At 60.9% G+C, this 16985-nt stretch carries 17 protein-coding genes and 1 riboswitch; of the genes, 7 read left to right on the forward strand and 10 right to left on the reverse strand.

All coding sequences use genetic code 11. The features are described from left to right. The first annotated feature begins 506 nt into the window (after nucleotides 1–506). Nucleotides 507–1322, forward strand: a complete 816-nt coding sequence (locus M5G17_RS06875) for a carbonic anhydrase (RefSeq protein WP_273892232.1) — start codon at nucleotides 507–509, stop codon at nucleotides 1320–1322. Here M5G17_RS06875 and M5G17_RS06880 read toward each other — a convergent pair. The 10 genes from M5G17_RS06880 to M5G17_RS06925 form a co-directional block, all read right to left on the reverse strand. Then, complete coding sequence (locus tag M5G17_RS06880) at nucleotides 1319–1813, reverse strand: Lrp/AsnC family transcriptional regulator (protein ID WP_273892233.1); 495 nt, start codon at nucleotides 1811–1813, stop codon at nucleotides 1319–1321. The genes M5G17_RS06875 and M5G17_RS06880 overlap by 4 nt on opposite strands. A gap of 12 nt (nucleotides 1814–1825) precedes the next feature. Then, nucleotides 1826–2677, reverse strand: a complete 852-nt coding sequence (locus tag M5G17_RS06885) for an ABC transporter ATP-binding protein (RefSeq protein ID WP_273892234.1) — start codon at nucleotides 2675–2677, stop codon at nucleotides 1826–1828. 3 nt (nucleotides 2678–2680) lie between these two features. Next, entirely contained in the window at nucleotides 2681–3394 is a 714-nt protein-coding gene (locus M5G17_RS06890; RefSeq protein ID WP_273892235.1) for an ABC transporter permease, read from the reverse strand. Continuing rightward, nucleotides 3391–4116, reverse strand: a complete 726-nt coding sequence (locus M5G17_RS06895; RefSeq protein ID WP_273892309.1) for an ABC transporter permease — start codon at nucleotides 4114–4116, stop codon at nucleotides 3391–3393. The genes M5G17_RS06890 and M5G17_RS06895 overlap by 4 nt, the downstream gene beginning before the upstream one ends. A gap of 75 nt (nucleotides 4117–4191) precedes the next feature. Continuing rightward, nucleotides 4192–4971 carry an ABC transporter substrate-binding protein gene (locus tag M5G17_RS06900; RefSeq protein ID WP_273892236.1) on the reverse strand — a complete coding sequence of 260 codons (780 nt, stop codon included), beginning with the start codon at nucleotides 4969–4971 and terminating at the stop codon, nucleotides 4192–4194. A gap of 248 nt (nucleotides 4972–5219) precedes the next feature. Further along, nucleotides 5220–6266: an ornithine cyclodeaminase gene (locus tag M5G17_RS06905; RefSeq protein WP_273892237.1), complete on the reverse strand. Its 1047-nt coding sequence runs from the start codon at nucleotides 6264–6266 to the stop codon at nucleotides 5220–5222. A 20-nt stretch (nucleotides 6267–6286) separates the two neighbouring features. Then, nucleotides 6287–7204 (reverse strand): citrulline utilization hydrolase CtlX, encoded by a 918-nt coding sequence (ctlX, locus tag M5G17_RS06910; protein ID WP_273892238.1) that lies wholly within the window; start codon nucleotides 7202–7204, stop codon nucleotides 6287–6289. Between the two features lie 133 nt (nucleotides 7205–7337). After that, nucleotides 7338–8270: an ABC transporter substrate-binding protein gene (locus M5G17_RS06915; protein ID WP_273892239.1), complete on the reverse strand. Its 933-nt coding sequence runs from the start codon at nucleotides 8268–8270 to the stop codon at nucleotides 7338–7340. Next, nucleotides 8267–8653, reverse strand: coding sequence for a (2Fe-2S) ferredoxin domain-containing protein (locus M5G17_RS06920; RefSeq protein ID WP_273892240.1), 387 nt, complete (start codon nucleotides 8651–8653; stop codon nucleotides 8267–8269). Before M5G17_RS06920 ends, M5G17_RS06915 begins: the two co-directional genes overlap by 4 nt. 105 nt (nucleotides 8654–8758) lie before the next feature. Next, nucleotides 8759–8962: riboswitch (cobalamin riboswitch) on the reverse strand. Nucleotides 8963–8967: 5 nt separating this feature from the next. Beyond that, nucleotides 8968–10779 carry a sigma-54-dependent Fis family transcriptional regulator gene (locus tag M5G17_RS06925; RefSeq protein WP_273892241.1) on the reverse strand — a complete coding sequence of 604 codons (1812 nt, stop codon included), beginning with the start codon at nucleotides 10777–10779 and terminating at the stop codon, nucleotides 8968–8970. A 222-nt stretch (nucleotides 10780–11001) separates the two neighbouring features. Here M5G17_RS06925 and M5G17_RS06930 point away from each other — a divergent pair, with 222 nt between their 5' ends. The 6 genes from M5G17_RS06930 to M5G17_RS06955 are packed head-to-tail and all read left to right on the forward strand — an operon-like array spanning nucleotide 11002 to nucleotide 16936. Continuing rightward, on the forward strand, nucleotides 11002–12096 hold the full coding sequence (locus tag M5G17_RS06930) for an ABC transporter ATP-binding protein (RefSeq protein WP_273892242.1): 1095 nt from the start codon (nucleotides 11002–11004) through the stop codon (nucleotides 12094–12096). Further along, the gene (locus tag M5G17_RS06935; protein ID WP_273892243.1) at nucleotides 12096–13193 is read left to right on the forward strand and encodes an ABC transporter ATP-binding protein; all 1098 of its coding nucleotides are present in this window, start codon (nucleotides 12096–12098) and stop codon (nucleotides 13191–13193) included. Before M5G17_RS06930 ends, M5G17_RS06935 begins: the two co-directional genes overlap by 1 nt. Further along, nucleotides 13190–14053, forward strand: a complete 864-nt coding sequence (locus tag M5G17_RS06940) for a carbohydrate ABC transporter permease (RefSeq protein ID WP_273892244.1) — start codon at nucleotides 13190–13192, stop codon at nucleotides 14051–14053. The genes M5G17_RS06935 and M5G17_RS06940 overlap by 4 nt, the downstream gene beginning before the upstream one ends. A 9-nt stretch (nucleotides 14054–14062) precedes the next feature. After that, complete coding sequence (locus M5G17_RS06945; RefSeq protein ID WP_273892245.1) at nucleotides 14063–14863, forward strand: carbohydrate ABC transporter permease; 801 nt, start codon at nucleotides 14063–14065, stop codon at nucleotides 14861–14863. A gap of 10 nt (nucleotides 14864–14873) precedes the next feature. After that, on the forward strand, nucleotides 14874–15146 hold the full coding sequence (locus M5G17_RS06950; RefSeq protein WP_273892246.1) for a DUF2160 domain-containing protein: 273 nt from the start codon (nucleotides 14874–14876) through the stop codon (nucleotides 15144–15146). Nucleotides 15147–15196: 50 nt separating this feature from the next. Beyond that, nucleotides 15197–16936: an ABC transporter substrate-binding protein gene (locus tag M5G17_RS06955; protein WP_273892247.1), complete on the forward strand. Its 1740-nt coding sequence runs from the start codon at nucleotides 15197–15199 to the stop codon at nucleotides 16934–16936. Nucleotides 16937–16985: the final 49 nt, after the last annotated feature.

A 16985-nucleotide genomic window follows, 5' to 3' on the forward strand; every position in this document is an offset into this window, starting at 1 on the left:
TAAACGTCGAGTACATTGGTGCGTCATCTCACCGAGAAGTGGCCGCGATTAAGTTCTATATCTAAGTCGCCCATGCCGCGGAGTGGTTATCCATGAAAACTACGATGCAGTGAGGAGAATTTAACGTCATAAAAAGTCAATAAATATATAGGCACATGCCAAGCTGACCTATTTGAGGTTTTTGTCTTACCCAGCCCTACTCTGGCGATCTACTGCTTTCAAAGTTAGATCGCACAGGCGCTACCCCTCACAATTACCTCTGCAGAGCTGCACCATAATCACCTCGAAGACCAAGAACCCGACCGGCGGTTGGTTTACCTATCATTTTTAACAGTAGACGACCCTCGTAAAATACGGGACGTTATGAATAGGGTTGAATCTGACGTTCAGAGAAATCCTAGTCAGTGCCGAACTTTAGAAGAGCGGGATGTTAATCGCGCAGTAAGGAGTTTTTCGCTCTCTTAATTAAATTTTATCGAGTTAAATTAACTGCTGGGAGCATCCGTATGACTCACTTAAAAAATATTGCATTTACTACTATTTTAGCTTTTGTAGCGACATCAGTCTCGGCCTCAGGAGATACTGAGTGGTCTTACTCAGGAGATACGGGGCCTGAGCACTGGGCTTCCCTGAGTGAAGAGTTTGCAACAGCAATCGGCAATCAGCAATCGCCCATTGACATTGAACTCAATAAAATTGCCATCATCAAACCTCAAAACCTCATTATTCGGTATGAAGATGGTGACTTCAGGGGTGTGTATAATGGGCATGCCATACAAATAACTCCCCAGAACAAGGAAGATAACTATGTTCTGCTGGGTGGTGAGAAATACACACTCCAACAGTTTCACTTTCATACACCATCTGAAAATCAACTCGACAACCATTCCTCGAGTCTAGAGGTCCACTTTGTTCATGAGGACAACAGAGGGAGATTAGCGGTAATTGCAGTCCTGTTTGACAAGGGTAAGCCCAATAGGCCAATTAATGATATAACACGCGCTATCTTTACGTCGGGCGCCCACCAGGAAACCGCTCTTCCGGATCCCTCTGAAATCACAGAGTTGCCTCCTAAAAACCACGAGATCGCCCTTCCAGCCCCTTTTAAAATCACAGGATTGCTTCCGGAAAAAAAGGACAACATTCAGTTTCCTGGCTCACTAACAACTCCCCCCACCAAAGAGGGGGTCACCTGGATTGTTATGCTTAACAAGCAAAGACTATTGACTTCCGACTTGACTGGGTTTGAGGGCGTGATGGGGAAAAACAATCGCCCCATTCAGCCGACTGGAGCAAGGGTGCTGGTGAAATATAAAGACTAGAGCTGGGGGGCGGTGTTTTTTACCACCGCCAGCTCTGGGTGGGCGACCAGCTTGTCGATGTGCAGCTCGTCGTTGTTCATCCAGGTCTCGGTCAGCACCCGGTAATGCTCCATGTCACGGCAACGCATGCGCAGGCTGTAGTCGAAGTGGCCACTGATCAGCTGGCAGTCGAACACCTGCGGGCAGGCGCGCACGCAGGCCTCAAAGGCCTTTTGCGCAGCGCGCCCGCTCTGGTTGGAAAGGGCCACCAGCACCAGCAGCGATAACCCCGGCGAGACCATCTGCACGTCGATGATTGCGCCATAACCGCGAATTACTCCGCGTCGTTCCAGCTTGCGCACCCGTTCCAGACACGGGCGTGGCGTCAGGTGCACCAGCGATGAGAGCTTCTCGTAAGTGATGCGCCCGTTGTGGCGCAGCACGTCAATGATCGCTTCGTCGATCCGGTCCAGGGTGGGCGCAGTCTGTGGGCTGTTGACCTTGGTATCCATGCAGGTTCGGCTTCACTTCAAACGGTTGGAAAGAAATTGCTGCAGGCGCTCGCTCTGCGGCTGGTCAAGTATCTCGGCACTTCCTTGTTCCTCGACCCGGCCCTGGTGCAGAAACAGCACCTGGCTTGAGACCTGACGGGCAAAGCCCATCTCGTGGGTGACCATGAGCATGGTACGGCCTTCCTCGGCCAGCGTCTGTATGACTTTCAGTACTTCACCGACCAGCTCAGGGTCCAGTGCCGAGGTCGGCTCATCGAAGAGGATGATTTCCGGCTCCATGGCCAGGGCCCGGGCGATCGCCACCCGCTGTTGCTGGCCGCCGGAGAGGAACGCCGGGTACTGGTCGGCGGCCCGCGCCGGCAGGCCGACCTTGTCCAGGTACTTGCGCGCCCGGGCTTCGGCCTCCTGGCTACTGACCCCGAGCACCCGCCGCGGTGCCATGCAGATGTTCTCCAGCACCGTCATGTGGCTCCACAGGTTGAAGTGCTGGAACACCATGGCCAGGCGCGTGCGCAGGTTGTGCAATTGCGCCGGGTGCGGTGCGCGGGTGCCGGCCCGGCCCTGGCGCATCTCGATGCTCTGGTTGTCGAGGGTAATGACCCCGGCATCGGGCTGTTCGAGGAAGTTGATGCAGCGCAGCATCGTGCTTTTGCCCGAGCCGCTGGCGCCGATCAGGCTGATCACGTCGCCTTTGCGCGCTTGCAGCGAGACGCCCTTGAGTACCTCGTGTTCGCCATAGCGTTTGTGCAGGTCGGCAACGCTGAGTTTGATCGTGGCATCGGCGGAAACGGCGGCGATGCGTGGGCTTGGGCGGCTGTTATGGGTAAGTTCGCCCGTCGACAAGGCGTGTACGGTAGTGGTCATGAGTTAGCCTCGGGCAGGAACAAGAAAACCCATCCAGCGGCGTTCGGCCAGGCGAAACAGCCCGACCAGCGCGAAGGACAGCAACATGTACAGCAGCGCCGCCGTTCCGAAGGCCTGGAAGGTCAGGAAGGTGGCGGCATTGGAATCGCGGGCAACCTTGAGGATGTCGGCGATGGTGGCGGTGAAGGCCAGCGAGGTGGCGTGCAGCATCAGGATCAGTTCGTTGCTGTAGGCCGGCAGCGAGCGTCGCAGGGCCGCTGGCAGGACCACGAACAGGTTCAGCTTCCAGCCGTGCAGGCCATAGGCCTGGGCCGCTTCGATCTCGCCATGGGGGATGTTGCGAATGGCCCCGGCGAAAATCTCCACGGTGTAGGCACAGGTATTGAGCACGAAAGCCAGCAGCGTGCAGTTCAGCGCATTGCGAAAGAACTGGTCGAGCAGTGCGCTATCACGCACCACTTCCAGCCCGTACAGGCCGGTGTAGCAGATCAGCAACTGGATGTAGAGCGGCGTGCCGCGGAACACGAAGGTGTAGAACTCCACCGGCCAGCGCAGCCACAGATTGCGCGACACCCGCGCAAGCGCCAGCGGCAGCGACAGGAAAAACCCCAGGACCATGGTAATGACGAACAGCCACAGGGTCATGGCCAGCCCGGACAGGCCGCCGCCATCGCTGTACAGGTAGGCCTGGCCGTATTGCTCAAAGAGTTCGATCATCGTGCCAGCCCCTTGATGCCTGTGTTGTAACGTCGCTCCAGGTGCTTGAACAAACGGTTGGAGAGGGTGGTGATCAGCAGGTACACAAGCCCTGCGATGATCAGGAAGTACAGGGTGTTGTTGGTGGTCTTGCCGGCGTTTTGCGCAGCCTTGACCAGGTCGGCCAGGCCGATGATCGACACCAGCGCAGTGGACTTGAGCAGCACCAGCCAGTTGTTACCCAGGCCCGGCAAGGCGAAGCGCATCAGTTGCGGGAACAGCACCAGGCGAAAGCGTTGCACCTTGCTCAAGCCGTAGGCCGTGGCGGCTTCCAGTTGCCCGGCCGGCACGCTGAGAATCGCCCCGCGAAAGTTCTCGGTGAAGTAGGCGCCGTAGATGAAACCCAGAGTGACGACCCCGGCGGTAAACGGGTCAATTTCAAAGTAGTCCCAGCCGAGCAGCTCGGTCAGGTCGTTGAGCCACAGTTGCAGGGTGTAGAAGATCAGCAGGATCAGTACCAGGTCCGGTACGCTGCGAATCAGAGTGGTGTACAGGGTGGCGGGGACGCGCAGCAGTTTCAGTCGCGAGAGCTTGGCGCTGGCGCCGAACAGGCCCAGCGCCAGGCTCAGGGCCAGTGACAGCAGCGCCAGTTTCAAGGTCATCCAGGTCCCTTGCAGTAACAGCGGGCCGAAGCCCTGCAAGCTCAGGGCCTGCCAGCCATGGGAGTGAAGGAAGTCGTTCACGGGAAAAATCTCGGTAGGACGCAGGGCAAATGCGGCCGCGATCAGCTCAAGGCGAGCGGATCGCGGTAGCACGGCTTACTCGTTGTAGATATCCAGTTCGCCGACGTACTTTTTCTGGATGGCGGCGAAGGTGCCGTCGGCGTGCACTGCGGCGATGCCTTTGTCGAGCAGGGCCTTGAGTTCGCTGTCGTTCTTGCGCAGGCCCATGGCGATATCCAGGGGCAGGGTCGGGTCCTTGATCGCCGGGCCGCTCTTGAAGTCGGCGCCTTCAGGCTTGGAAAGGAAATTGAGCTGGGCTTCGAGCTTGTCGGTCAGGGTAGCGTCGAGGCGGCCGTTGAGCAGGTCGGCGTAGTTCTGGTCCTGAGCCTGGTAGGCCTTGACCTGGGCTCCCAGCGGCGCCAGCTTGGCGCGGGCGTAGGCTTCTTGCAGCGAACCTTGCAGCACACCGATCTGCTTGCCCTTGAGCGACTCGGGGGTGTCGCCGAAGTCGGCGCTTTTGCGCACGATTACCGAGGTCGGGCTGAGGAACAGCTTGGCGCTGAAGTCGATCTGCTTTTCCCGGGCCGGGGTCACCGCCATCGACGACATGATGGCGTCGAACTTGCGTGCCCGCAGGGCCGGGATCATGCCGTCGAATTCGTTGTGCACCCAGGTGCACTTGACTTGCAGCTTGGCGCAGATGGCATTGCCCAGCTCGATGTCGAAGCCTTGCAGGCTGCCATCGGCGGCAACGGATTCAAAAGGGGGGTATTCGGGGTAGACGCCGAAACGGATCTCGGTCCATTCCTTGGCCTGCACCGCACTTGCGCACAGTGGCAGGAGCAGCACGCTGAGGAGCTTTCGCAGCGAAGTCATATGAGTATCCCTGAGTTTTATAGTTGATGTAGGGCAGTGATGCGCTTCTGGTCTTTTAGTGACTCTCGGGTCGGGCTCAGAATGCGCGATGACGACGTTTTTTTTGTGTCGTTTGAACCGGCGACGGCTGCCGGATTGTGCTGTTAAAGCGTGTATGTCAGCCGAATCGGCTGGATCACCTCCTGTTTAGGCTTCAGTTGCAGCAGTTTCCGATCTGCCGCGCCCTGGCACGGCAGATTCGGTCGGGCTCAGGCGCGCTTTTTCTGCAGCGTTTCAACCGGTGCACGCAACAGCGCGAACAGGTCTTTGGGGTCTTTAAGCTCCGGTACCAGGGCGATCTCGCTGCCGATGTCCAGGGCCTTGGCCACGTCGAGCACATAACGCAGCGCCGAGTAATCTTCGAGGGCGAAGCCGACCGAGTCGAACAGGGTCACTTGCTCGGCGTTTTCACGACCGGCTGCCTGGCCGTTGACCACTTGCCAGAACTCGGTGGTCGGCGAGTCGGCGGGCATCTGCTGGATCTCGCCTTCGATGCGGCTTTGCGGTTCGTATTCAACGATCACCCGCGCGCGCTCGACAATCGCACGGTGCAGTTCGGTCTTACCCGGGCAGTCGCCACCGACGGCATTGAGGTGCATGCCCGGCTCGATCATTTCCGGGGTGAGAATGGTGGCGAAAGCCTTGTCGGCGGTCACTGTGGTGACGATGTCGACACCGCGCACCGCTTCGGCGACGGAGCTGGCGACGCTCACCTTGATTGCCGGGTAAGCACTGAGGTTGGCCACCAGCTTGGCGCTGGCCGCAGGGTCCAGGTCGTACAGGCGGATGTCATCGATGCCCAGCAGGGCATGGAAGGCCAGGGCCTGGAACTCGCTTTGCGAGCCGTTGCCGATCAACGCCATGCTGCGGCTGTCCTTGCGCGCCAGGTAGCGGGCGGCCAGGGCCGAGGTGGCGGCGGTGCGGATGGCGGTGGTCAGGGTCATCTCGCTGAGCAGCACCGGCGCGCCGGTATCGACGTCGCCCAGGGCGCCGAAGGCCATCACTGTGAGCATGTTGCGCTGGGTATTCTTCGGATGGCCGTTAACATACTTAAAGGCATACAGGTTGGCGTCGGAGACCGGCATCAGCTCGATCACGCCATCAGGCGAGTGGTTGGCCAGGCGTGCGCATTTCTCGAAGTCGTGCCAGCGCAAGTAGTCCTCACGGATGTACTCGGCCATCTCGCTGATGCAGGTGCTCAGGCCTTTGTGCAGCACCAGGCGGCTGAGGTCGGTGACGTCGATATAGCGGGTCATGATGAACTCCTTTGTTGTAATCAGTGACGGATGGGCAGGTGCACTTCGGCAAGCATGCAGCGTGCGCTGCCACCGCCGATGCGCTCGATATGGTCGATGTTCACCACCACCGGGTGGCTGTGCCCCTCCACCTGGCGGCGTTGTTCAGGGCTGAGCGAGCGCCAGGCGCTGCGCGACATCACCAGCAGCGGCTGGCCTTGCTTGTCGTGGACTTCGAGCATGTTGCCGGCGAAGCCTTCGAGCTGGTCGAAGTCAAGGGCCAAGATGTCCTTACCGGTGTCGCGCAGCGAATGCTCCAGGGCGCGACGTTCGTCGGTCTCGGGCAGGGCTTGCAGGCAGACCAGCGAGAGCCCGCGGCCGACGCTCATCATCACGTTGCTGTGATAGATCGGCGCCTGCTGGCGGTCGACGGCGTGGAACAGGCACAGGCGATAGTCGAGCTGTTCGGCGAACAGGCGCAGGGCCTGGGTGTGGGTGCGCCCGGAATGGCAGGCGTAGCTGATCCGGTGCTCGCGGTCCAGGACCATGCTGCCGGTCCCTTCCAGATACATACTCTGCTGTTCCAGCGGGCTCAGATCGATGGTCTGACGGACGGCAAAGCGCTCTTCGAGGACTTTGAGTACGCCCTTGCTGCGCTCCAGGCGACGGTTCTGGCCTTCCATCGGGTAGAGCACCAGGCTGCCGTCGGCGTGGCTGCTCCACCAGTTGTTGGGGAAGATCGAATCGGGCGTGTGCGGCGCCGGGGTGTCTTGTACTACAAGGACGTCGACACCGTGCTGGCGCAGGGTGTCGACATACCCATCGAACTCTTCCAGCGCTTTATGCTGTGCCTGCTCCGGGTCAAGCAGGGCTTGCTGGAAGCGGTTGTTGAGGGCAGTGTCCGGGTTGAAGGCGAACCGCGCCGGGCGGATCATCAAGACTGTATTTGTTGTTTGCATCAAGGCACGCATCCGGGGTGGGCTGTGTGCTTATTGTCGATGTGATCAAGGATAAATCCCGGCTGAAGCGCGTTGGGCGCTCAGCCGGTAAAGCTGAAATAGTGGGTTTGACAGCGGAATCTGCTGTTATGACTCACTGCAGGTCTTGCTTGAAGGTGTGCAGCTGTCGCGCCAGGCCCAAGGCGGTACTGGCACTGTGTTCGCCGGGCAGGAGGTGGGTGAAGGGCAGGTCGATCAGGCGATTGTTGCGCACTGCTCGCAGGTGCGAGAGTGCCGGGTGCTTGCGCAGGAAGGCGCGCTTGCTGGCGGCGGGCGACCACACGGCATCGGCAAGAATGATCACGTCGGGGTCGGCGCGCAGCAGGCTTTCGGCATCGACCGTGACCCGGTTCTGCTCGACCTCGGCATACAGGTTACGTCCGCCCGCAGCTCCGATCAGTTGGGTAATGAAGCCACGCTTGCCTTCGCTTTGCAGGCCGTTGACCTCGCTGTCGAGGTAGAACACCGAAAGGGGCTCGCCTTGCCCGGCGATGGCGCGTGCTGCCGCCAGGTCCTGACGCTGGCGGGCGATCAACTGGCTGGCTTGTGCTTCGCGCTGCAGCAGGCGGCCGAGGGTGTGCAGGTCTTGCTCCACGGCGGCAAAGCCGTTTTCTGCTGTGGGCGCGCAGGCGTTCTCCAGCAGGTAGGTGTCGATACCGTTGGCCTTCAGGGTTGTGCGCGGGGCTACGCCGTCGCTGTCGCGAAAGGCACTGGCAAAACCGCCGATCAGCAGGTCATAACCCTGGGCATAGACCACCTCGGTCGCCGGGTAGCGGCGTGACAGCAGCGGCACGCCGCGATAGCGACCGCTGACCAGTGCTTGCGGGTCGTCATCGATGTAGCTGACAGCGGCAAGTGCTGGGCCGGCTTCAAGGGCCAGCAGCAGGTCAGCGGCGTGCTGATTGAGGGCCAGGATGCGCTGTGGACGCTCCGCTGCCATGTGCCAGGTCTGCCCGCAGTTTTGATAGTCCAGAGCCATGGCGCTGCTGCTCAGTGCCACCAGCAAGCTGGCGCCGAGCCACCTCATGACAACTGGCCATTGAGCAGCAGTTCAGGCACCGGCTGGCCCTCGATCAGGTGCACGCGCACCAGGCGTTGCGCCTCTTCGGCGTTGGCCACCCGGTACCAGCAGCGGTCCGGGTACACCGTCAGTACCGGGCCGAGGTTGCAGGGGAACTGGCAATGGCTGCGGGTCAGCAGCACGCCGTCGGTGGTTTCGATACGGTTGGCCACCAGCAGCTCGCGACGCAGGATTTTCCACAAGGGCAGGGCACCGCGTTGTACACAGCGCGGGCCGGTGCAGAGCATGACGTGACGGCTATGCGCGGGGATCTGCGACCACTCGGGCTTGCTCTGGATCTGCTCTTCGGCGAGGCGGCCGCGGCGACGTTTCGGGGGTGTTGCTGTCATGGACTTCTCGAAAAATTCGCGAAGCGCACAGCAGGGTCCCCGGCCAACACGCGCCAGAGAGCCGGCTCGTGCCCGCCCTCCGCAGGTTTGCCTGAATGACTGCTTGCAGTCGTGGGGCTTCAGGCCGGTCTCCGGGCTTGCGAGGCGTAAAGACATTCACCTTCCCATGCCGGTGGGCACAGTGGTGTGTTGAATGCTTCACTCGCTTACCGTTGCGGGGGCAGCGCCGGACTGGTCGATAACGACGCACCGGCTTCCCGTTTCACCTGACGCACGGCGGCGGCAGGCACCTGAAACTGGCAGGCATCTGACCATCAGCCCAGGCGTTCGTCAACTGCACAGGTATGGCCCTGGGCATGCAGGCGCTTATACAGTGTGGTGCGGCTGATGCCCAGGTCCCGGGCCAGGGCCGAGATATTGCCGTTAAGGGCATGCAGGCGCTGGCCAAGGTCGTCAGCCTGGGGGCGTTGTGTCAATACCGGCGCCTGGGGCCTTGCGGCGGGCAGATCGGTAAAGAAACTGTCTGGCAGGTGTTCCACGGCAATCGCGTGCTTGCCCGCCAAGGCCAACGCTACCTGGAGCACGCTGGCCAGTTGGCGCAGGTTGCCCGGCCAGGGGTGCTGTAGTAGCAGTTCCAACACTTTGCCGGGAATCTGGGTTGGTACCCCGGGGTCGCGGTACTGCTGGTGTATCTGTTCGATTAGGGCCAGGCGGTCGCTACGTTCACGCAACGGCGGCAGCACCAGGCTCAGACCTGCAATGCGGTAATACAGGTCCTGGCGAAAGTGGCCCAGGCGCACCTGTTCGGCGAGGTTCTGATTGGTCGCCGAGACCACGCGGATATCCACCCGGGTCGCTTCGCCGCTGCCCAGGGGCTGGATACTGCGGGTCTGCAGAAAGCGCAGCAGGCGGGCCTGGGTCGGCAGAGGCATGTCACCGATCTCATCGAGGAACACAATGCCCTGGTCGGCCTTGCGGATCAGGCCGAGGTTGCCCTTGTGATGGGCGCCGGTGAACGCGCCTTTTTCATAGCCGAACAGCTCGGACTCCACCAGCTCCGCGGGGATCGCCGCGCAGTTCACGGCGATCAGCGGTTGCTTGGCACGGCTGCTGGCACAGTGCAGGGCATTGACGAAGACTTCCTTGCCGGTCCCGGTTTCACCTTCGATCAACAGCGGGATGTCTTTTTCCAGCAGTACGGCGGCTTGGGCCAGGGCCTTGGTGATACGCGGGTCGCAACCTGGTTGGGCTCGGCTGAACGCTGCGGCCTTTGGGGGGAGGGCCGGCGCATGCAGCAAGCAGTGAAAGCGGTTGCGACCGGTCACCTTCAGGGCAAACGGCTGCTCGCTGCGGTGAGCCAACAGCTGCGCCAATGGCGTTCTGAACAACTGCTCCAGGGTGCACTGCAACGGATTTTGCCCAAGCAAACTGTCGGCCCGGCGATTGGCTGCCAGGACCCGGCCCTGATCATCGAACACCAACAGCCCGGCCCATTGACTGTCGAGGCTGTTGGCGCCGGTATTGAAGCTCAGTTGCTGGTAATCCCCGGAAAATCGCGCAAGGATCAGGCGGTTTTCCAGGCTCTGGCTCATCATCCGCACCAGGCCCTGGGTTTGCGCCGCAGGCAGGTAGCTGTCGCTGGAGACATCAAGTACGCCGATCAGTTGGCGCTCGGCGTCGAACAACGGTGCGGCGGCGCTGGCCATGAAACGGTTGAGCTTGAGAAAGTGCTCATCCTGGCTGACATGCACGGCTTCGCCGCTAGCCAGGGCGGTGCCGATGGCGTTGGTGCCCACCCCTTGCTCCAGCCAGCAGGCGCCGGCATTGAAACCGTGACGCTGGTGCGGGTCGATGAAGCGGCGGGTACCCCAGGCCTCGAGCAACTGACCCTGGTGGTCGCTGAGCATGATCAGGTAGCTGGAGTTACCAAGCAGGTGCGCGTACTGCGGCATCACCTCGTCACGGGTGGTGCTCAACAGCGTTTGCTGGCGTTCGAGCAGTTCGCGGATGTCAGCGCAGGACGCTTCACCGAATTGCGGCAACGATTGGTGCTCCAGGCCATAGTCGCGACAGCGCGCCCAGGAGGCCTGGATGAGTTGCGCGTGGCTGGTGCTGGATGCAGCCATGGGCCCGCCCTCTGCCGGTGGCAGCGTTGTTGTTTTTGTGTGGTCCAGTGTTGTTCAGTCCTGTTCATTGTCAATCCAGAAGCTGTTCATTGCTGTTCAACCGTGAACAGCTCTGAACTGCCTGGTTTCTGAAAGTTGTTTAGCGAGAACGGCTTGGTGTGCGCTGGCACGAATCTCGCTCTGGTGCAGGCGCCTGTCCGATAACAACAAGAAGGCCGCGCCATGTCGCTCACCCTCGAACATGTCAGCCGAACCGTGGATAACCAGGTGTGCATTGACGATGCCTGCCTGAGTTTCGAACCTGGCTCGTTCAATGTCCTGCTTGGCCGCACCCTGGCCGGCAAAACCAGCCTCATGCGCCTGATGGCTGGGCTGGATCGTCCGGACCGTGGCCGGGTGTTGATGAATGGCGAGGATGTCACCGGTCGACCGGTGCGCCAGCGCAACGTATCGATGGTTTACCAGCAGTTCATCAACTACCCGACGCTGAGCGTGTTCGAGAACATTGCCTCGCCCTTGCGCCAGGCACGCATGGCCGAGGAGCTGATCCGTGAGAAGGTCCAGCAGACCGCGCAGATGCTGCGCATCGAGCCGTACCTGCAACGCTTGCCGCTGGAACTGTCGGGCGGCCAGCAGCAACGTACGGCCATGGCCCGGGCGCTGGTCAAGGATGCCGAGCTGATCCTGTTCGACGAACCGCTGGTGAATCTCGACTACAAGCTGCGCGAAGAGCTGCGCCAGGAAATGCGTGAGCTGTTCGCCGCCCGCCATTGCATCGCTGTGTATGCCACCACCGAAGCCAATGAAGCCCTGGCTCTGGGCGGTACTACCACGATCCTTCATGAAGGGCGCATCGTGCAGAGTGGGCCCACCGCCCGGGTCTATCACCAGCCGCGCACGGTGCTGGCCGCTGAACTGTTTTCCGAGCCACCGATCAACCTGATGCCCGGGCGTATCAGTGGCAATGAAGTGAGCTTTGCCGGTGCCGTGCATTTCGCCATGAACGCTGACCTGCAGCGTATCGGCGATGGCGACTATCGCTTCGGAGTGCGCCCAAGCCATATCGCCCTGGTGCCGTCCAACGACGATGACCTGGAATTGGCGGTGTTGGTGGAACTGGCGGAAATCAGCGGTTCGGAAACCTTTCTGCATGTGCGCAACGAGCACTTTCGTCTGGTCCTGCACCTGCCGGGGGTGCACGAGTACCACGTCGATGCGCCGATCCGGGTGTTCATCCCAACCCACAAGCTGTTTGTCTTTGACCCGGCCGGGCAACTGGTGCAGGCGCCGGGCCTGCGTGAAGCGAGGGGCGCCTGATGGCCGAGATTCGTCTGCAGCAACTGGCCCATAGCTATAGCCGCGATCCGCAGGGGGCGGACGACTATGCATTGCGCGAGCTGGAGCATGTCTGGGAGCAGGGCGGTGCCTATGCCTTGCTCGGGCCGTCGGGTTGCGGCAAATCCACCTTGCTCAACATCATTTCCGGGCTGCTCAGCCCGTCTCACGGCCAGGTTTTGTTCGATGGCAAGGTGGTCAACGAACTGTCGCCACAGGCGCGCAATATCGCCCAGGTGTTCCAGTTTCCGGTGGTCTACGACACCATGACGGTGTTCGACAACCTGGCCTTTCCGTTGCGCAACCAGGGCCTGGATGAAGCGCGCATCGCCAGCAAGGTGAAGGAAATCGCCGAGGTGCTGGAGCTGGGCAACCTGCTGAAAAAGAAAGCCCGCAATCTCAGCGCCGATGAAAAGCAGAAGGTGTCCATGGGTCGCGGCCTGGTGCGCGACGACGTCTCGGCGATCCTCTTCGACGAGCCACTGACGGTGATCGACCCGCACCTGAAATGGAAGCTGCGGCGCAAGCTCAAGCAGATCCATGAGCAGTTCAACATCACCATGATCTACGTCACCCACGATCAGCTCGAAGCGTCGACCTTCGCGGACAAGATCGCAGTGATGTACGGCGGGCAGATCGTCCAGTTCGGCACTCCCCGCGAGTTGTTCGAGCGCCCGCGGCACACCTTTGTCGGTTACTTCATCGGCAGCCCCGGGATGAACCTGATTCCGGTGCAGGTGCAGCCCGGCGGGGTCGGCTTTGCCGCTATCCACCTGCCGTTGCCGTTGGATCTGCAAGAGCGCCTTGCGGCTTGCAGCCCCACGCACTTGCAGGTGGGCATCCGCCCGGAATTCGTCCAGGTCTGGGATGCGCCCTTCGATGAAGGTTTCAGCGCCAGGGTGGTGGATGTCGAAGACCTGGGGACCTACAAGATTCTCAGCCTCGACCTGCAAGGCGTGCCGCTCAAGGTGCGCCTGGGTGAGGACCGGACGCTGCCCGAAGGCCAGGCCTGGATCAGCTTCCCGGCGCAGTGGTTGATGCTCTATGCCGACGACGTGCTGCTGGAGGCCCGGTCATGAACAAGGTGCCCAACAACAAAGCCTGGTGGCTGGTGCTGCCGGTGTTCCTGCTGGTGGCCTTCAGCGCCGTGGTGCCGATGATGACCGTGGTCAACTACTCGGTGCAGGACATTTTCGACCAGTCCAGCCGCTATTTTGTCGGCGCCGACTGGTACCGCCAGGTGCTGCTGGACCCGCGCCTGCACGACTCGCTGCTGCGCCAGTTCATCTATTCGGCCTGCGTGCTGCTGATCGAAATCCCCCTGGGGATCGCCATCGCCCTGACTATGCCGACCAAGGGCCGCTGGTCGTCCTTGTGCCTGATCGTCATGGCCATTCCGTTGCTGATCCCCTGGAACGTGGTCGGCACCATCTGGCAGATATTCGGCCGTGCCGATATCGGCCTGCTCGGGGCTTCGCTCAACCAGTTGGGGATCAACTACAACTATGCCGCCAACACCATGGATGCCTGGGTCACGGTGCTGGTGATGGACGTCTGGCACTGGACCTCGCTGGTGGCGCTGCTGTGCTACTCCGGCCTGCGCGCGATTCCCGATGTTTACTACCAGGCGGCGCGCATCGATCGTGCTTCGGCCTGGGCGGTGTTCCGCCATATCCAGTTGCCGAAGATGAAGAGCGTGCTGTTGATCGCGGTGATGCTGCGCTTCATGGACAGCTTCATGATCTACACCGAGCCGTTCGTGCTCACCGGTGGCGGGCCGGGCAACGCCACCACCTTCCTCAGCCAGACCCTGACGCAGATGGCGGTCGGGCAGTTCGACCTGGGGCCTGCGGCGGCATTTTCGCTGGTGTACTTCCTGATCATTCTGCTGGTGTCATGGCTGTTCTATACCGCCATGACCCATGCCGACAAACAGTAGGAGGCTGCCATGGGCGCGCGCAAGACACTGGCGCTGTTGCTGTACATCCTGTTCCTGCTGGTGCCGATCTACTGGCTGCTGAACATGTCGTTCAAGAGCAACACCGAGATCCTCGGCGGCCTGACCCTGTGGCCGCAGAATTTCACCTTCGATAACTACCGGGTGATCTTCACTGACCCCAGTTGGTACAGCGGCTACATCAACTCGCTGTACTACGTGTGCCTGAACACGGTGATTTCCCTGAGCGTGGCCTTGCCGGCGGCCTATGCGTTTTCGCGCTATCGCTTTCTCGGTGACAAGCATCTGTTCTTCTGGCTGCTGACCAACCGCATGGCGCCGCCAGCAGTGTTCCTGTTGCCGTTCTTTCAGCTGTACTCGTCGATCGGCCTGTTCGACACGCATATCGCCGTGGCCCTGGCCCACTGCCTGTTCAACGTGCCGCTGGCGGTGTGGATTCTCGAAGGATTCATGTCCGGAGTGCCCAAGGAAATCGACGAAACCGCCTACATCGACGGCTATAGCTTCCCGCGTTTCTTCGTGAAGATCTTTATGCCGCTGATTGGCTCCGGCATCGGTGTCACGGCGTTTTTCTGCTTCATGTTTTCCTGGGTCGAGCTGCTGCTGGCCCGCACCCTGACGTCGGTGAACGCCAAGCCGATTGCCGCAGTGATGACCCGCACGGTGTCGGCCTCGGGGATTGACTGGGGCGTGCTGGCCGCGGCCGGGGTACTGACCATTTTGCCGGGCCTGCTGGTGATCTGGTTTGTCCGTAACCATGTGGCCAAGGGCTTCGCCCTGGGCCGGGTCTGAGGAGCGCGCGATGGACTGGATGGCCTGGACCCTGCCGACGGCGATTTTCTTCGCCTCGATCGGCCTGTTGCTGCTGGGCATGACGCTGTATGAGCTGCGTCGGCCATGCGTCGAGCGACGCGGCTTTCTGCCGATTGCCACCACCCGTGGCGACCGGTTGTTCATTGGCTTGCTGGTCAGCGCTTACCTGCACCTGCTGGTAATCGGGCTCAGCGACTGGAACCTGTGGGTAGCCTCGCTGCTGTCTCTGGCCTGGCTGTTGGTGGTGATGCGCTGGGGTTAGCCGAAGGCAATCGGCACTGCTGCGTGAAAATACTCAATCGGGAGATCGCAATGTTCGACAACAACAAGAACCGGCGACATTTGACCCTGGCAGCCCTGCTAGTGCTTGGCAGCTTTCACGCCAGCGCCTGGGCCGATGCCTACGAAGATGCCGCCAAGAAGTGGATCGGTAGCGAGTTCAAGCCTTCGACCCTGACCCCCGAGCAGCAGCTCGACGAGTTGAAATGGTTCATCAAGGCGTCCGAGCCGTTTCGCGGGATGAAGATCAACGTGGTGTCGGAAACCATCGCCACCCATGAGTACGAATCCAAGGTGCTGGCCAAGGCCTTCAGCGAGATCACCGGGATCAAGCTGACCCACGACCTGCTGCAGGAAGGCGATGTGGTGGAAAAACTGCAGACGCAGATGCAGTCGGACAAGAATATCTATGACGGCTGGGTCAATGACTCCGACCTGATCGGTACGCATTTTCGCTATGGCAAGACCGAATCCATCACTGACCTGATGGCCAACGAAGGCAAGGATTTCACCTCGCCAACCCTGGACCTCAAGGACTTTATCGGCATCTCTTTTACCACCGCACCGGATGGCAAGATCTATCAATTGCCCGACCAGCAGTTCGCCAACCTCTACTGGTTTCGCGCCGACTGGTTCGATCGCCCTGAGCTGAAGGCCAAATTCAAGGAGAAGTACGGCTATGAACTGGGTGTGCCGGTGAACTGGTCGGCCTATGAAGACATCGCCAAGTTCTTCAGCGAGGACGTCAAGCAGATCGATGGCAAGCGTGTCTACGGGCACATGGACTATGGCAAGAAAGACCCGTCGCTGGGCTGGCGCTTCACCGACGCCTGGTTCTCCATGGCCGGTGGCGGCGACAAGGGCCTGCCCAACGGCTTGCCGGTGGATGAGTGGGGCATTCGCGTCGAAGACTGCCACCCGGTCGGCTCCAGCGTAACCCGCGGCGGCGACACCAACGGCCCGGCAGCGGTGTATGCCACGCAAAAATATGTCGACTGGATGCGTACCTACGCGCCACCCGAGGCCCAGGGCATGACCTTCTCCGAGTCGGGGCCGGTGCCGGCTCAGGGCAACATTGCCCAGCAGATCTTCTGGTACACCGCCTTTACCGCCGACATGACCAAGCCTGGCCTACCGGTAGTGAATGCCGACGGCACACCGAAGTGGCGCATGGCGCCGTCTCCCAAGGGGCCTTACTGGGAAGAGGGCATGAAGCTGGGTTATCAGGACGCCGGCTCCTGGACCTTCCTCAAGTCGACTCCGGAGAAACAGCGCTTGGCTGCCTGGCTGTACGCCCAATTCGTCACCTCCAAGACTGTCTCGCTGAAAAAGACCATTGTCGGGCTGACGCCGATCCGCGAATCGGACATCAACTCCCAGGCCATGACCGACCTTGCGCCCAAGCTCGGAGGGTTGGTGGAGTTCTACCGCAGCCCGGCGCGGGTGCAATGGACCCCGACCGGCACCAACGTGCCCGACTACCCACGCCTGGCGCAGTTGTGGTGGAGCCATATCGCTGAAGCGGCCAGTGGCGAGAAGACCCCGCAAGAAGCTCTGGACGGGCTGGCCCGTGACCAGGACAAGATCCTCGAACGCCTGGAGCGCTCCAAGGCCCAGGCGACCTGTGCGCCCAAGCTCAATCCGGAGCGCGATGCCCAGTACTGGTTCGACCAGCCGGGGGCACCGAAGCCCAAGCTGGCCAACGAGAAGCCCAAGGGCGAGACCGTCAGCTACAGCGAGCTGCTCAAATCCTGGGAGGCTGCACGTAAGTAACCTGGGGCTGCTTTGCAGCCCATCGCTGGCAAGGCCAGCTCCCGCAGGT

It is taken from the genome of Pseudomonas rubra, assembly GCF_028656935.1.
Taxonomy (GTDB): Bacteria; Pseudomonadota; Gammaproteobacteria; order Pseudomonadales; family Pseudomonadaceae; genus Aquipseudomonas; species Aquipseudomonas rubra.